This window comes from Pseudomonas defluvii, assembly GCF_001695625.1.
Taxonomy (GTDB): domain Bacteria; phylum Pseudomonadota; class Gammaproteobacteria; order Pseudomonadales; family Pseudomonadaceae; genus Aquipseudomonas; species Aquipseudomonas defluvii.
Genome location: NZ_MBPN01000013.1, coordinates 39,894 through 55,893, shown reverse-complemented (window position 1 = coordinate 55,893; position 16,000 = coordinate 39,894). Strand labels below are relative to the sequence as shown.

Below are 16,000 nucleotides of genomic sequence, written 5' to 3'. Positions count from 1 at the left end.
GGCGGGGCTTGGACAGCAGCTTTACACTCAGACCACCGCCGCTACCATGGGTTCGCCATGTCGACATTAGATGAAGAAGATCGCCGCGAATACTACCGTATCGAGGATAGGATCGCACTGGAAATTCGCCCACTGAACGTTGCCGATGCGTCTGGCACAGAGTTGTTGCAAGATGCGTCACCACTGTTCAACCTGCTCAGCGAACTGCACCTGAGCGAGTTCGAGTCACAGCACCTGTTGCGCCAGCTCAGCGAAAAGGACCGCACCCTCGCAGCCTTTCTCAAAGCCCAGAACAAACGCATCGACTTGCTCAGCCAGGTAGTCGCCCAGAGCCTGCTCGGGCAGATCGGCGAACCGCACGCCGTAAAACTCTCCGAAGGCGGCATCGAGGCCCGCCAGCGCCAGGCGCTGGCTGTGGGCAGCCGCGTCGCGGTGAAAATGGTGTTGATGCCGCAAGCCCTGGGGTTGCTGCTACGCGCCAAGGTCACGCATTGCGACAGCAAGCCTGACGGGCTGTTCGATATTGGCGCCGAGTTCATCGACATCACCGACGCACAACGCCAGCTACTGGCGCGCTACATCCTGCAACGCCAGGCGCAACAACGGCGCCAGGCACTGGAGCAGAACAGCGCAACGCCCACCTGAGTTTCACTCTTTACCTTGAAGGAACAAACGTGACCCAGATCTACGGCCACCGTGGCGCCAAGGGCGAAGCGCCCGAGAATACCCTGACCAGCTTCCAGCAGTGCCTGAGCCATGGCGTGCGGCGTTGCGAACTCGACCTGCACCTGTCTGCCGACAATGAACTGATGGTCATTCACGACCCGACACTCAAGCGCACCACGGGTCGACGCGGCAAGGTGGTTGAGCACAACGCCAGTGATCTGGTGACCTATGACGCACGCAAGGGTGGACCGGGCTGGGTGCACCCGTGCCCCATCCCGCGCCTTGAGGAGTTGTTCGAGAAGTGTGATTTCGAGCACTGGCAACTTGAGGTCAAGAGCGCCTCACGCATGCGTGCCGCCACCACGGTACTGGCTATCCGCGAAATGGCACTGCGCTTTGGCCTGCTCGACAAGATCACCATCACCTCCAGCTCACGGGAAGTGCTCGCTGCCGCCCTGGAACTGACCCCGGATATCTCGCGCGGCCTGGTAGCCGAATACGCCTGGCTCGACCCACTGAAGGTCGCCCAGAACTATGGCTGTGAGATGCTTGCGCTGAACTGGACACTGTGCAGCCCGGAACGCCTGGCAAAAGCTCAGCGCCAGGGCTTGCACGTGTCGGTGTGGACAGTCAACGAACCGGCGCTGATGCGCAGGCTCGCTGACTTCGGCGTAGACAGCCTGATTACAGACTTTCCCGGTTTGGCCACTGCCACCCTCGAGAATTGCTGAAATCGGTCTCCCCGGCCGGCTCAGGCCACCGGCCGGAGCCGCTCAAAAAAGCCGGTTGAGGCCGTCGTAGGCCGCTACCCGATAGGCTTCAGCCATGGTCGGGTAGTTGAAGGTGGTGTTGACGAAGTACTTCAGGGTATTGCACTCACCCGGCTGGTCCATGATGGCCTGGCCAATGTGAACGATCTCCGACGCCTGATAACCGAAGCAATGTACGCCGAGGATTTCCAGGGTCTCGCGGTGGAACAGGATCTTCAGCATGCCCTGGGGCTCACCGGCGATCTGCGCACGCGCCATACTCTTGAAGAACGCCTTGCCGACTTCGTAAGGCACCTTGGCCTGGGTCAGCTCCTGCTCGTTCTTGCCGATCGAGCTGATCTCAGGAATGGTGTAGATACCGGTCGGCACGTCGTTGACGAAGCGCCAGCTGCCGTTATCAACGATGCTGCCCGCTGCCGAACGACCCTGGTCGTGAGCAGCACTGGCCAGGCTCGGCCAGCCGATCACATCGCCCGCGCCGTAGATGTTCGGCACACAGGTGCGGTAGTTCTCGTCCACTTCGATCTGGCCACGGCTGTTGACCTTGATACCGATGTTTTCCAGGCCAAGCTTGTCGGTGTTGCCTGTACGGCCGTTGCACCAGAGCAAGGCGTCCGCCTTGATCTTCTTGCCCGACTTCAGGTGCAGGATCACGCCGTTATCCAGCCCTTCAACACGCTCGTAGTCTTCATTGTGACGTACGGTGATGTTGTTGTTGCTGAAGTGGTAGCTCAACGCCTGGGAGATTTCCGAGTCGAGGAAGCTGAGCAACTGACCACGGTTGTCCACCAGTTCAACCAGTACACCCAGACCACTGAAGATCGAGGCGTATTCGCAACCAATGACACCGGCACCGTAAACGATCAGCTTGCGCGGCGTATGGCCGAGGCTGAGGATGGTGTCGCTATCGTAGATACGCGGGTGATGGAAATCGATATCGGCCGGGCGATAAGGACGCGAGCCGGTAGCGATGATGATGTGCTTGGCTACCAGTTTCTCGACCACGCCGTTGGCGCAGACCACTTCGACGGTCTGTTCGTCAGCGAAGCTGCCGGTACCGAAGAACACGTCAACGCGGTTACGTGCGTAGTAGCCGGTGCGAGAAGCCACCTGCTTGGCGATTACCTTCTCGGCGCTCTTGAGCACGTCCGGGAACGAGAACCAGCGCGGCTCACCAATGGCCCGGAACATCGGGTTGGTGTTGAACTGCATGATCTGGCGCACCGAGTGACGCAGGGCCTTGGACGGGATGGTGCCCAGATGGGTGCAGTTGCCGCCGACCTGGCGACGGCTATCGACCATCGCCACCTTGCGCCCTGCTTTGGCGGCATTCATTGCCGCCCCTTCTCCTGCCGGGCCGGACCCCAGCACCACTACGTCGTAGTTGTAGACAGCCATGCGTACTCCTTCAGAACAGGCCCGCTCGCCACGCCGGCGATCGGGGCTAGATCATGCCGCCAAGAGCGTCATGAAAATATTCGGGTGCAGTCTAATCAAGCGTGAACGCCGCGCACATTAACCCTTGGTCGCGTCGTAGGCTATTTTTCTCTGCACTACATCTCACACTGCAACAGTCTGTTACTGCGCGTGCATCAGTCGCTCAAATGCAGGCGTCGCATGGGAGACGAAGCCTGTATCGGCACGGGTCACGAAAACTGCTGCTACATTGTATTTCAAGGCAAACGCCCAGCCCTGTTCAGGGCCGAGGATCAGCAACACCGTGGACATGCCATCGGCCATCAGCGTTGAGGGATCAAGCACCGTGACCGAAGCCAGACGATGGCTGACCGGTGCACCAAGCCGCGCATCAAAGACATGCGAAAAACGCTGACCATTCTGCTCGAAAAAATTGCGATAGTCTCCTGATGTAGAAACACCGTAACCCTCAAGCGCCAGCACTTGCTGAGCGACCTGCTGATCGGTACGCGGCCATTCCAGCGCAATGCGCCACGGATTGCCGTCCGGCTTGCGCCCCACCGCCTTGAGTTCACCTGTCACTTCAACCAGGTAGCTGCTCACGCCCAGCGCACGCATTCGCTCGACCAGCAAATCGACGGCATGGCCGGCAGCGATGCTGTTGAAGCCCAGCTCCAGCGGGGCATCCTTGCACAACTGCAGCCCGTCGATCTGCAGGTGTTCGTGGCCAACACGCCCGCGGGCTGCAGCCAACGCCTGCGCACCGGGCACCTGTTCACCCCGGGACTGCGGGCCAAAGCCCCACACATCAAGCAATGGCTCAACGGTCAGGTCAAAGGCGCCCTGGCTTTGCCGCGACAACTGCTCACCCAACTGCACCAGTTGCAGCACGTCTGCCGGCATGACCTGACAACTGTTGGCCGGCAAACGGTTGAACTGCGCAATCAGTGAGTCGCTGCGGTAGGTAGAAAACGTATGGTCGATCTGCTGGAGAACCGCCTCCACTGCAAACCGGACCTGTTCCGGCGCCGGGCCCTGAGCCGTACGCACATACTGCACCGTGTAGGTACTGCCCATGGTCGGGCCACTGATGCGCTCCAGCGAAGGCGTACGGTCGCAACCGCACAGCCACAACGCCAGAATCACCAGCCCCCCACCTGCCCACCGCGCCATTACGCCTCCTTGAGCCCAGACACAAAAAACGGGAACCCTGGGGTTCCCGTCTTGTGCAACCTGATGACCGCTTAGTGCGGGAATGCAGGCGGGTTGACCCCGGCCATGTCTTCCATCACACGCACGACCTGGCAGCTGTAACCGAATTCGTTGTCGTACCAAACGTACAGGACAACGCGGTTATCGTTGCAGATAGTCGCTTCGGCATCGACGACGCCTGCGTGGCGCGAACCAACGAAGTCGGTGGAAACCACTTCCTGGGAGCTCACGTAGTCGATCTGCTTGTGCAGGTCCGAGTGCATGGCCATCTGGCGCAGGTACTCGTTGATCTCTTCGCGAGAAGTCGCCTTCTCCAGGTTCAGGTTCAGGATAGCCATCGAGACGTTAGGCGTCGGAACGCGGATAGCGTTGCCGGTCAGCTTGCCCTTGAGCACTGGCAGTGCCTTGGCGGCAGCGGTGGCAGCACCGGTCTCGGTGATCACCATGTTCAACGGAGCGCTACGACCACGGCGGCTGCCTTTGTGGAAGTTGTCGATCAGGTTCTGGTCGTTGGTGTACGAGTGAACGGTTTCGACGTGGCCGTTGACGATGCCGAACTTGTCATTCACAGCCTTGAGCACCGGCACGATGGCGTTGGTGGTGCAGGAGGCCGCCGAGATGATCTTGTCTTCAGGGCTGATTTCGCCGTGGTTGATACCGTGAACGATGTTCTTCAGGGCACCTTTGCCAGGCGCGGTGAGGATCACACGGGAAGCACCCGGGCAGGCCAGGTGCTGGCCCAGGCCCTCGGCATCACGCCATACACCGGTGTTGTCGACGATCAGAGCGTCCTTGATGCCGTACTGGGTGTAGTCGACTTCACTTGGGCTCTTCGCGTAGATCACCTGGATCAGGTTACCGTTGGCGGTGATGGTGTTGTTTTCTTCATCGATGGTGATGGTGCCATCGAATGGACCATGTACCGAGTCACGGCGCAGCAGGCTGGCGCGCTTGACCAGGTCGTTGGTAGCACCTTTACGCACGACAATGGCGCGCAGGCGCAGGCCGTCGCCACCACCGGTCTTCTCGATCAGGATGCGGGCCAGCAGGCGACCGATACGACCGAAGCCGTACAGGACCACATCAGTGCCCTTGCGTGCCGAAGCGTTCTGCTTGCCGACCACATCGGCCATTTCTTCGCGCACGAACTGCTCGGCGGTACGGCCGTTGCCTTGTTCCTTGAACTTGACAGCCAGCTTGCCCAGGTCGACCGAGGCGGCGCCCAGCTTCAGCTCGCTCATGGCCTTGAGCAGCGGGAATGTCTCGTGGACAGACAGTTCGGATTCGTCGGACTGGCGATGACGCGCAAAGCGGTGGGCCTTGAGGATCGCAATCACTGAACGGTTGATCAGGCTACGGCCATAGATCGAGCTCACCACGTTGTTATTGCGGTAGAGCTGACCGATAAGCGGGATCATCGCTTCTGCAAGCGCTTCACGATCAATCCACTCACCAAGACACTGGTCGGGCTTCTGAGTCACGGGAACCTTCCACATGTAGGGACAGAAAAAAGGGGCTACATTATGACGCCCCGAGGTGTTTCGAGCAATGCGCGCCTGTCGCTCCTCTTATCGCGGCATCACATCCGTGGTTTTTTGCCCCCTTCGCGCCTGACAGGCCGCCCCCAGGCCCGGTACAATCGACCCTTTGTCGCAACGCTTGGAGCTCGACCGCCCGTGCCAGTTCTGCGTCTTCCGCACCTGCCGGCCACCGCCGGCAAACACACCTGGAGCAACCTGCCGGGCGCCGCCCTGAGCCTGGCTATTGCCGAAGCCGCCAGCGCCGCCAAGCGCTTTACCCTGCTGCTGACCGCCGACAGCCAGACGGCCGACCGCCTGGAGCAGGAACTGCGCTTCTTCGCACCGCAGTTGCCGGTACTGCCCTTCCCCGACTGGGAAACCCTGCCGTACGACCTGTTCTCGCCGCACCAGGACATCATCTCTCAACGCGTGGCCAGCCTGTATAGGCTGCCGGAACTCGACCACGGCATTCTCGTGGTACCGATCACCACCGCCCTGCACCGCCTGGCGCCAACACGCTTCCTGCTGGGCAGCAGCCTGGTGCTGGATATCGGTCAGAAGCTCGACGTCGAGCAGATGCGCCTGCGCCTTGAAGCCAGTGGCTACCGCTGCGTCGACACCGTTTATGAACACGGCGAGTTTGCCGTGCGCGGAGCACTGATCGACCTGTTCCCGATGGGCAGCAAGCTGCCTTACCGGATCGACCTGTTCGACGACGAAATCGAAACCCTGCGCACGTTCGACCCGGAGACCCAGCGCTCGATCGACAAGGTCGATTCGGTACGCCTGCTGCCCGCGCGCGAATTTCCGCTACAAAAGGACGCCGTGACCCAGTTCAAGGCGCGCTTTCGTGAACGGTTCGACGTCGACTTCCGCCGCAGCCCGATCTTCCAGGACCTCACCAGCGGCATTATTCCCGCAGGCATCGAGTACTACCTGCCACTGTTCTTCGAGGAAACCTCGACGCTGTTCGACTACCTGCCGCAGGACACCCAGGTGTTTTCCCTGCCGGGTATCGAGCAGGCCGCCGAACACTTCTGGAGCGACGTGCGCAACCGTTACGACGAGCGCCGCATCGACCCGAACCGGCCATTGCTGCCCCCCGTCGAACTGTTCATGCCGGTAGAGGACTGCTTTGCCCAACTCAAGCGCTGGCCGCGCATCGTGGTCAGCCAGGATGACAGCGAGGGCGGTGTTGGCCGCGAGCGCTTCGCCGCGCAGACGCTACCGAACCTGGCCATCGAAGCCAAGGCCAACCAGCCGCTGGCCGCACTGTCCAGTTTCCTTGAGCAGTTCCCGGGCCGCGTCTTGTTCACCGCCGAATCGGCGGGGCGCCGCGAAGTGCTGCTGGAGCTGCTCGAACGCCTGAAGCTGCGCCCACAGACCCTCGACAGCTGGGACGACTTCGTTCAAAGCAAAGAGCGCCTGGGGATCACCATCGCGCCACTGGACGACGGCCTGCTGCTGGAAAGCCCCGCCCTGGCACTGGTCGCCGAAAGCCCATTGTTCGGCCAGCGCGTCATGCAGCGTCGACGCCGCGAGAAGCGCAGCGACGGCACTAACGATGCGGTCATCAAGAACCTCACCGAACTGCGCGAAGGCGCGCCGGTGGTCCACATCGACCACGGTGTTGGCCGCTACCTGGGCCTGGCGACGCTGGAGATCGACAACCAGGCCGCCGAGTTCCTGACACTTGCCTACGCCGAGGGCGCCAAGCTCTATGTACCGGTCGCCAACCTGCACCTGATCGCGCGCTACACCGGTAGCGACGACGCCCTGGCACCGCTGCACCGCCTGGGCTCGGAAGTCTGGCAAAAGGCCAAGCGCAAAGCCGCCGAACAGGTCCGCGACGTAGCCGCCGAACTGCTCGACATCTACGCCCGCCGCGCAGCGCGCAAGGGTTATGCCTTTGCCGACCCGGCAGCCGACTATGCCACCTTCAGCGCCGGCTTCCCGTTCGAGGAAACCCCGGACCAGCAAGCCGCCATCGAAGCGGTACGCGAGGACATGCTCGCCGCCAAGCCGATGGACCGCCTGGTCTGTGGCGACGTCGGCTTCGGCAAGACCGAAGTGGCCATGCGAGCCGCGTTTATCGCTGTGCATGGCGGACGCCAGGTGGCCATCCTGGTGCCCACCACCCTGCTCGCCCAACAGCACTACAACAGCTTCCGCGACCGCTTTGCCGACTGGCCGGTGACCGTGGAGGTGATGAGCCGCTTCAAGTCAGCCAAGGAAATCAACGCCGCCGTCCAGGACCTGGCAGACGGCAAGATCGATATCGTCATCGGCACGCACAAGCTGCTGCAGGACGACGTCAAGATGAAAGACCTCGGCCTGGTGATCATCGACGAAGAACACCGTTTCGGCGTGCGCCAGAAGGAACAGCTCAAAGCACTGCGCAGCGAAGTCGACATTCTTACCCTCACCGCCACGCCGATCCCGCGGACGCTGAACATGGCGGTGTCCGGCATGCGCGACCTGTCAATCATCGCGACCCCGCCAGCGCGACGACTGTCGGTTCGCACCTTTGTCATGGAGCAGAACAAAAGCACCATCAAGGAAGCGCTGCTGCGTGAGCTGCTGCGCGGCGGCCAGGTCTACTACCTGCACAATGATGTGAAGACCATCGAAAAATGTGCTGCCGACCTCGCCGAACTGGTGCCGGAGGCGCGTATCGGCATTGGCCACGGGCAAATGCGCGAGCGCGAACTCGAACAGGTGATGAGCGACTTCTACCACAAGCGCTTCAACGTCCTGATTGCCTCGACCATCATCGAGACCGGTATCGACGTACCCAGCGCGAACACCATCATCATCGAACGCGCCGACAAATTCGGCCTGGCGCAGCTGCACCAGCTACGTGGACGCGTGGGGCGCAGCCACCACCAGGCGTATGCCTACCTGCTCACACCGCCACGCCAGCAGATCACCGCCGATGCGGAAAAGCGCCTGGAAGCCATCGCAAACACCCAGGACCTTGGGGCAGGTTTCGTCCTTGCCACCAACGACCTGGAAATCCGTGGTGCGGGCGAACTGCTCGGCGAAGGCCAGAGCGGCCAGATCCAGGCCGTCGGCTTCACCCTGTACATGGAAATGCTCGAACGTGCGGTCAAAGCCATTCGCAAGGGCACGCAACCCAACCTCGATCAACCGCTCGGCGGCGGCCCGGAAATCAACCTGCGCGTGCCAGCGCTGATTCCCGAGGACTACCTGCCGGATGTCCATGCACGCCTGATTCTCTACAAACGCATTGCCTCGGCTACCGACGAAGACGGCCTCAAGGACCTGCAGGTGGAAATGATCGATCGCTTCGGCCTGCTGCCGGAGCCGACCAAGAACCTGGTGCGCCTGACCCTGCTCAAATTGCAGGCCGAGCAGCTCGGCATCAAGAAAGTCGATGCTGGCCCACAAGGCGGGAAGATCGAGTTCGCCGGGGAAACCCCTGTCGACCCACTGGTACTGATCAAACTGATCCAGAGCCAACCCAAACGCTACAAGTTCGAGGGCGCAACGCAGTTCAAGTTCATGGTTCCCATGGAGCGCGCAGAAGAACGCTTCAATACCCTCGAGGCGCTGTTCGAGCGCCTGACCCCGACATCCGCTTAAGGAAAACCGATGCGCCTGATTCGCTCCCTGGCCCTGCTGGCCGCGCTCTGCTCCACCAGCGCCTTCGCTGACGGCCTGTATCAGATCGAGATGATTCTGGTTCGGCAAAACAGCGTGCCGGCCATTACCAGCCAGTACGCCCCGGAAGACTGGGCCGCCGACGCCAAGACGTTAAGCAGCACCGACGAAAGCAAGCCTGCGATGAACGACGAAGCGGCAAAGCTGCAGGCCGACAGCCAGTACACCATCCTGCTGCGCAAAGCCTGGCAACAGAACCTGAGCGCAGAACCGGGCAAGGTCGCCATCAGTGACGGCAAGCGGCACTTCGGCCACTTCCCCGTGGAAGGCAACCTGAGCCTGAGTGACGGCCGCTTCATCAGCGCTGACGCCAGTTTCTGGGTCAACCGTTTTGCGGCCGACGGCAGCATTACCCAGACCGAACAGTTCAAGCAGAGCAACAGCAACATGCGCCTTGGCGACCTGAACTACCTTGACGGCGGCCATCTGGCACTGCTGCTCAAGGTCACGAAGCTTTGAAATGCCCGACCGCGTGATAGCCCCGCTTCCACCCCAGCCACGCCTGTGGCTGGGCAGCATCGAGTTCAGCGCCTTCGAGCCTCGCAACGGGCGCATGCAGCGCTACACCCAACACCGCGCCGCACTCGCCTTCGGCTATGCCGGCGACTATGTCAGTGGCACCCTGCATGCGCGTCAGGCGCAACCCCTGCAGCGCCACCTGGGCGCGGAGCAAAGCCTGCGCGAAACACTCCTGAGCCTGGGCTTCAAGGTTGCCACCCGGCAGAGCAAAGCCTTGCCGGAAAGTGCCGGCGAGCCGTTCGAGCTCCCCAGCGAGGCAGCCTGGTTACGTTTTGTCCTCAATGACCTGCCACACTTGCGCGAGCAAGGCTGGCAAATCATCTGCGCTGACGACTTCGCCTTTGACCTCACCCCGGTCGACGACTGGTACGCCCAGGTCGTCGAGACACCCGAACGCGACTGGTTCGACCTCGAACTGGGCATCGTGGTCAATGGCGAGCGCTTGAGCCTGTTGCCGATCCTGCTCAACCTGCTGCGTACCCACCCGGAATTGCTCAACAGTGCACACCTGGCCAAACGCCGTGACGACGAGCAGATCCTGGTGCCCATTCCCCACCCTCATGCACCGCGCAAGACGCTTCAGATCGCCCTGCCGTACGGGCGGCTCAAACCGGTATTGGCCACCCTGGGGGATTTTTACCTGCGCGAGCCGGGCGAGACCACCGTACGCCTGGCCAGCCCTGACGCGGCGCGCCTGAACGCCCTGCTCGAGCTGCCACTGACCTGGGAAGGCGGTGAGCGGGTTCGCGCTTTGGGCGAACGCCTGCGCGATATTCGTACCCAGGCCGTCACCACCCCTGAAGGCCTGAAAGCTACCCTGCGCCCCTATCAGCTTGAAGGCTTGAGCTGGATGCAGGCGCTGCGCGAACTGGACGTCGGCGGCATCCTGGCTGACGACATGGGCCTGGGCAAGACGCTGCAAACCCTGGCCCACCTGCTGACTGAAAAAAACGCAGGCCGTCTTGATCGACCGGCAATGGTGGTAATGCCCACCAGCCTGATCCCCAACTGGCAGGATGAAGCCGAGCGCTTTGCTCCGCAGTTACGGGTACTGGCATTGCAAGGCATTGGTCGCCGACAGTACTTCGACAAGCTGGCGGACTACGACCTGCTCCTGACAACCTATGCGCTGCTGCCCAAGGACCTTGACCACCTCAAGCACCTGCCACTGCACGTACTGATCCTGGACGAAGCCCAGTACATCAAGAGCCCCACCAGCAAGGCCGCGCAGGCTGCGCGACAGCTAGAGGCGCGGCAACGCCTGTGCCTGAGTGGTACGCCACTGGAAAACCACCTGGGCGAACTCTGGTCACTGTTCCACTTCCTGCTGCCGGGATGGCTGGGCGACAACAAGGCGTTCAACCGCGATTACCGGGTGCCTATTGAGCGCCAGGGTGACGAAGAACGCTTGCAGCACCTGAATGCACGGATAAAGCCCTTCCTGCTGCGCCGAACCAAGGAGCAAGTGGCAACCGAACTGCCGGCCAAGACCGAAATGATCCACTGGGTCGACTTGACCGAAGCACAGCGCGACGTCTATGAAACCATGCGCCTGGCCATGGACAAGAAAGTCCGCAACGAGATCAGCCGCAAGGGTGTTGCCCGCAGCCAGATCATCATTCTTGAGGCACTGCTGAAGCTGCGCCAAGTCTGTTGCGACCTGCGTCTGGTCAAATCCGAGGCAGCCGGCCCATCACGCAGCGCGAACTCGGGCAAACTCAACAGCCTGCTGGAGATGCTTGAAGAATTGCTCGCCGAAGGCCGTCGAGTGCTGCTGTTCTCGCAGTTCACCAGCATGCTTTCGCTGATTGCCGAGGAACTGCAACAGCGCGGTATCGACTATGCGTTGTTGACGGGTGACACCCGCGACCGACGCGCACCGGTTGCAGACTTCCAGAGCGGCCGGCTGCAGATCTTCCTGATCAGCCTCAAGGCCGGTGGCGTCGGACTCAACCTCACGGCAGCCGACACCGTGATTCACTACGACCCATGGTGGAACCCGGCAGCCGAACAGCAAGCGACCGACCGTGCATACCGCATTGGCCAGGAAAAACCGGTGTTCGTCTACAAGCTAATTACCCGCGGCACCGTGGAAGAGAAGATCCAGCAGCTGCAGCAGGAGAAGTCTGCACTGGCAGCCGGTGTACTGGATGGGCGCCAGGCCGGAGACTGGAAACTGGCCGACGACGATATCGACGCACTACTGGCACCCTTGCCAGGCCGTCGTCACCCGCCTAAAAGCGGGTGAGCCCGGTATTAACGCGGGTGTCAGCGGGGCGCCAGCACGATCAAAGCAGCGGCACCATCAGCCCGCCAACACTCGCGCCAAGGTCGACTTCACCTTGCCCATGCCATCGTGCAGTGCCTGCTCGATTTCGGCCATGGTGATCACGGCGGTTGATTTACCCGCCGCCGGGTTCACCACCAATGCCAGGCAGGCATAGTCCAGCTCCAGCTCGCGTGCCAATGCGGCTTCCGGCATGCCGGTCATGCCGACGATGTCGCAGCCATCACGCTCAAGACGGGCGATCTCGGCAACGGTTTCCAGCCGCGGCCCTTGGGTGCAGGCATAAACACCATGGCTGCTGTAACCGACACCTTCGGCTGCCAGCGCGGCAATCAACCGGGCACGCAGCGGCTCGCTGTAGGGGTAGCTGAAGTCGATGTGCGTGACCTGCTCCAGATCATCGGCAAAATACGTGTGCTCACGACCGCTGGTGTAGTCGATCAGTTGATGCGGCACACAGAAATGCCCGGTCCCCATCGCCGCATGAATGCCACCCACGGCGTTCACCGCCAGGATTGCCTCAGCACCCGCCTGCTTCAATGCCCACAGGTTGGCACGGTAGTTGACCTTATGCGGTGGAAAGCGGTGCGGATGGCCATGGCGGGCCAGGAACAGCACTTCACGACCGGCATACTCACCCACCAATACGTCAGCCGACGGCCGGCCATAGGGCGTGTCCATCGGCAGCGCCTGACGAATGTTCAAGCCCTCAAGCTGGGTCAGGCCGGTACCGCCGATAATGGCGTAAACAGTCATTGTGTGTCCTTAATCGATCAACTGGGCTTCTTGCAAAGCCCCTAAAGCCGCTAGCCACCGTGGCTGTTGGCGATACTCGGTAGTGGCAAAGCCTTGCCCGCGCATGCGCGCGATACGTGGCGAGGGCTTTACCTTCATGCGCTGGGCTGCCGACAACGCAAGCTCTGCCGCCGCCCGATCGTTGCACACCAGCCCCATGTCACAGCCTGCACTCAAGGCGGCCTCGATTCGACTGGCAGCGTCACCAACGACGTGCGCACCGGCCATCGACAGGTCATCACTGAAGATCACACCGTCAAAACCCAGTTCGCCACGCAGAATGTCCTGCAGCCAGCGCCGCGAGAACCCGGCAGGCTGATTATCGACCTGCGGATAGATCACGTGCGCCGGCATCACAGCAGCCAACTGCCCGCTCAGGCGAGTGAACGGAATCAGGTCGGCGGCGCGGATCTGCGCGAGGCTGCGCTCATCGGTCGGGATCGCCACGTGCGAATCCGCCTCGGCCCAGCCATGGCCAGGGAAATGCTTGCCGCAGGCTGCCATGCCGGCCGCGTTCATGCCACGGATGAAGGCACCGGCCAACACGGTAGCGCGCTCGGGGTCACCTTCAAACGCACGGCTGCCGACCACCGCACTGCGCTGATGATCGAGATCCAGCACTGGCGCGAAGCTGAGGTCCAGGCCTACCGCTAGCACTTCGGTCGCCATCAGCCAGCCACATTGCTCTGCCAGGTACTCGGCATTGTCGTTGTCGGCAATGGCGCGCATGGCCGGCAAACGCACAAAGCCCTGACGCAGGCGCTGCACCCGGCCACCCTCCTGGTCGACCGCCAGGATCAGGTCGGGGCGAATGGCGCGAATGGAGGCGGTCAGTTCTCGCACCTGGCGCGGGCAGTCGATGTTGCGGGCAAAAATGATCAGGCCCGCCACTTCGGGCTGGCGCAGGAGTTGACGATCTTCGGCGGTCAACCAGGTACCGGCGACGTCCACCATCAGGGAGCCTTGCAGGCTGGCACTCATAAATGATCCTTCAGTTGAGGGAGGCCGTGGCCCACTCGGGGCACGCGGCTTCTTCGATCTGCACAGGGCAATGCACCGGTACCTGCTCGAACAGGCTCACCAGGTCGGCATTGCGTAGGCGCACACAACCATGGGACAGCGGAACGCCCATGGGTTCCGTGTCCGGCGTGCCATGCAGGTAGATATAGCGGCGGAAGGTATCGACCGGCCCAAGGCGATTGCGCCCTGGCTCACAGCCACTGAGCCAGAGGATGCGCGAAAGAATCCAGTCACGCCCGGGAAACTGCTCATGCAGTGCCGGCGTCCAGGTTTCACCCGTCCAGCGTCGCCCCCTCAGCACCGCGCCGCACGGCAAGCCCGCGCCAATTTTTGCGCGAACCTGATGGCGACCGCGAGGGGTACATCCGGAACCACTGGTTTCCCCCGCACCATTGAGCGCGGTAGACACTGGAAGACGCACGACCAGGCGCCCCTGGGCAAACCCATAGAGGCATTGATCGGCGATGGAAATATGCAGTAAATCGAGAGTAGGCATGGGGCGCTAGCTTAGCTGAAGCGCCCCGCCGTTGCATCAGGCCTTGGCAGGCATTGACGCACTGCCCGACTTGCTCCGCGGACGCAATTGCGCAGCGGCCATGGCTTCGTCGGTCACACCGCTTTCGGCGCGCATGCCAGCCGCCAGGAACGGCACCATGAGGCGCATGACCTGCTCGATCGAGGTGTTGACCCCGAAATCGGTTTCGGCAATTGCGCGCAACGCCTTGATGCCGGACATGCTGAACGCGGCGGCACCGAGCATGAAATGCACGCGCCAGAACAGTTCGATTGGCGGAATACGCGGCGCCGCTTCGTTGACCAGCAACATGTAGCGACGGAACACCTTGCCGTACATGTCTTCCAGGTAACGCCGCAAGTGCCCTTGGCTCTGGCTGAACGCCAACCCCAGCAGGCGCATGAAAATGGACAGGTCGTTGCCACTACGCGGCTGCACCGCCAGCGCCTGCTCGACCAACATTTCCAGCAGCTCTTCGAGTGTCGGCTTTTGCTCCGGGCGCGCCTGACGACGCTCCAGCTCACGCTCCAGGCTGGCACAGAACGGGCCAAGGAAACGCGAGAAGACGGCCTGGATCAGCGCCTTCTTGGAACCGAAATGGTAGTTCACCGCCGCCAGGTTGACGCCGGCCTTGCTGGTAATCAGCCGCAATGAGGTTTCGGCAAAACCTTTTTCCGCGAACAACTGTTCTGCTGCATCGAGAATGCGTTCAACGGTTTCCGACTGGGCCATGACTACTCCGCCTGACAAACACTTGTTTGAAACATACGTTTCAAGCAAGGGTATTGTCAAGTCTGGGCGGCCGTTTTCTGGCTCACGGGTCACGTATTTAATCACAGCTTCAAGGCGCAGGCTTCAGGCAACAAGCCCACGCAAGTCGACGTCGTTGCAACGCCAACAGCCCGTCAGGTGAAGCTTATGTATTGCCAACCCTCTTCCACTGTATATAATCCCAGTCACTGTATAAAAAGACAGAGCGATCGACATGCTAAAACTGACGCCACGCCAAGCTGAGATTCTGGCTTTTATCAAACGCTGCCTGGAAGACAACGGCTTCCCGCCAACACGTGCGGAAATCGCCCAGGAGCTGGGCTTCAAATCGCCCAACGCTGCCGAGGAACACCTCAAGGCACTGGCCCGCAAAGGCGCGATCGAAATGACCCCGGGCGCCTCTCGCGGCATCCGCATCCCAGGCTTCGAGGCCAAGAGCGACGACAGTGGCCTGCCAATCATTGGTCGAGTCGCTGCCGGTGCACCCATTCTCGCCCAGCAACACATTGAGCAATCCTGCAACATCAACCCAAGCTTCTTCCACCCCAAGGCCGACTACCTGTTGCGCGTTCACGGCATGAGCATGAAGGATGTCGGCATTCTGGACGGTGACCTGCTGGCCGTTCACACCTGCCGCGAAGCCCGTAACGGCCAGATCGTCGTTGCCCGTATCGGCGACGAAGTCACGGTCAAACGCTTCAAGCGCGAAGGCAACAAAGTCTGGCTGATAGCCGAAAACCCTGAGTTCGCGCCCATCGAAGTCGACCTCAAAGAGCAGGAACTGGTGATCGAAGGCTTGAGCGTCGGCGTCATTCGCCGCTAATTA

At 61.5% G+C, this 16,000-nt stretch carries 13 protein-coding genes; 6 read left to right on the top strand and 7 right to left on the bottom strand.

Annotated features, from left to right (window positions below):
- Nucleotides 1-57: 57 nt before the first annotated feature.
- The gene (locus tag EKA13_RS05910) at nucleotides 58-645 is read left to right on the top strand and encodes a PilZ domain-containing protein (RefSeq protein ID WP_065758472.1); all 588 of its coding nucleotides are present in this window, start codon (nucleotides 58-60) and stop codon (nucleotides 643-645) included.
- Nucleotides 646-674: 29 nt separating this feature from the next.
- Complete coding sequence (locus EKA13_RS05905) at nucleotides 675-1,397, top strand: glycerophosphodiester phosphodiesterase (protein WP_065758471.1); 723 nt, start codon at nucleotides 675-677, stop codon at nucleotides 1,395-1,397.
- 42 nt (nucleotides 1,398-1,439) lie between these two features.
- Here EKA13_RS05905 and sthA read toward each other — a convergent pair whose 3' ends face one another.
- The 3 genes from sthA to EKA13_RS05890 form a co-directional block, all read right to left on the bottom strand.
- Nucleotides 1,440-2,834 (bottom strand): Si-specific NAD(P)(+) transhydrogenase, encoded by a 1,395-nt coding sequence (sthA, locus tag EKA13_RS05900; protein ID WP_065758470.1) that lies wholly within the window; start codon nucleotides 2,832-2,834, stop codon nucleotides 1,440-1,442.
- Nucleotides 2,835-3,014: 180 nt separating this feature from the next.
- Nucleotides 3,015-4,025: an FAD:protein FMN transferase gene (locus tag EKA13_RS05895; protein ID WP_065758469.1), complete on the bottom strand. Its 1,011-nt coding sequence runs from the start codon at nucleotides 4,023-4,025 to the stop codon at nucleotides 3,015-3,017.
- Nucleotides 4,026-4,096: 71 nt separating this feature from the next.
- A complete protein-coding gene (locus EKA13_RS05890) occupies nucleotides 4,097-5,560 on the bottom strand; it encodes a glyceraldehyde-3-phosphate dehydrogenase (RefSeq protein WP_065758468.1) in 1,464 nt (487 codons plus the stop codon).
- Nucleotides 5,561-5,740: 180 nt separating this feature from the next.
- On the opposite strand from EKA13_RS05890, the gene mfd reads away from it, so the two are divergent.
- The 3 genes from mfd to EKA13_RS05875 are packed head-to-tail and all read left to right on the top strand — an operon-like array spanning nucleotide 5,741 to nucleotide 12,035.
- Complete coding sequence (gene mfd / locus EKA13_RS05885) at nucleotides 5,741-9,190, top strand: transcription-repair coupling factor (protein WP_065758467.1); 3,450 nt, start codon at nucleotides 5,741-5,743, stop codon at nucleotides 9,188-9,190.
- 9 nt (nucleotides 9,191-9,199) lie between these two features.
- Nucleotides 9,200-9,727 carry a CsiV family protein gene (locus EKA13_RS05880; protein WP_065758466.1) on the top strand — a complete coding sequence of 176 codons (528 nt, stop codon included), beginning with the start codon at nucleotides 9,200-9,202 and terminating at the stop codon, nucleotides 9,725-9,727.
- A gap of 1 nt (nucleotide 9,728) precedes the next feature.
- On the top strand, nucleotides 9,729-12,035 hold the full coding sequence (locus EKA13_RS05875; protein ID WP_065758465.1) for a DEAD/DEAH box helicase: 2,307 nt from the start codon (nucleotides 9,729-9,731) through the stop codon (nucleotides 12,033-12,035).
- A gap of 57 nt (nucleotides 12,036-12,092) precedes the next feature.
- Here EKA13_RS05875 and EKA13_RS05870 read toward each other — a convergent pair whose 3' ends face one another.
- The 4 genes from EKA13_RS05870 to EKA13_RS05855 are packed head-to-tail and all read right to left on the bottom strand — an operon-like array spanning nucleotide 12,093 to nucleotide 15,135.
- Nucleotides 12,093-12,830: an S-methyl-5'-thioinosine phosphorylase gene (locus EKA13_RS05870; RefSeq protein ID WP_065758464.1), complete on the bottom strand. Its 738-nt coding sequence runs from the start codon at nucleotides 12,828-12,830 to the stop codon at nucleotides 12,093-12,095.
- Between the two features lie 9 nt (nucleotides 12,831-12,839).
- On the bottom strand, nucleotides 12,840-13,838 hold the full coding sequence (gene nagZ / locus EKA13_RS05865; RefSeq protein ID WP_176717401.1) for a beta-N-acetylhexosaminidase: 999 nt from the start codon (nucleotides 13,836-13,838) through the stop codon (nucleotides 12,840-12,842).
- Between the two features lie 22 nt (nucleotides 13,839-13,860).
- A complete protein-coding gene (locus tag EKA13_RS05860) occupies nucleotides 13,861-14,385 on the bottom strand; it encodes a L,D-transpeptidase (protein ID WP_065758462.1) in 525 nt (174 codons plus the stop codon).
- Nucleotides 14,386-14,421: 36 nt separating this feature from the next.
- Nucleotides 14,422-15,135, bottom strand: a complete 714-nt coding sequence (locus EKA13_RS05855) for a TetR/AcrR family transcriptional regulator (protein WP_065758461.1) — start codon at nucleotides 15,133-15,135, stop codon at nucleotides 14,422-14,424.
- Between the two features lie 253 nt (nucleotides 15,136-15,388).
- Between EKA13_RS05855 and lexA the strand changes: the two genes are divergently transcribed.
- Complete coding sequence (gene lexA / locus EKA13_RS05850) at nucleotides 15,389-15,997, top strand: transcriptional repressor LexA (RefSeq protein WP_065758460.1); 609 nt, start codon at nucleotides 15,389-15,391, stop codon at nucleotides 15,995-15,997.
- Nucleotides 15,998-16,000: the final 3 nt, after the last annotated feature.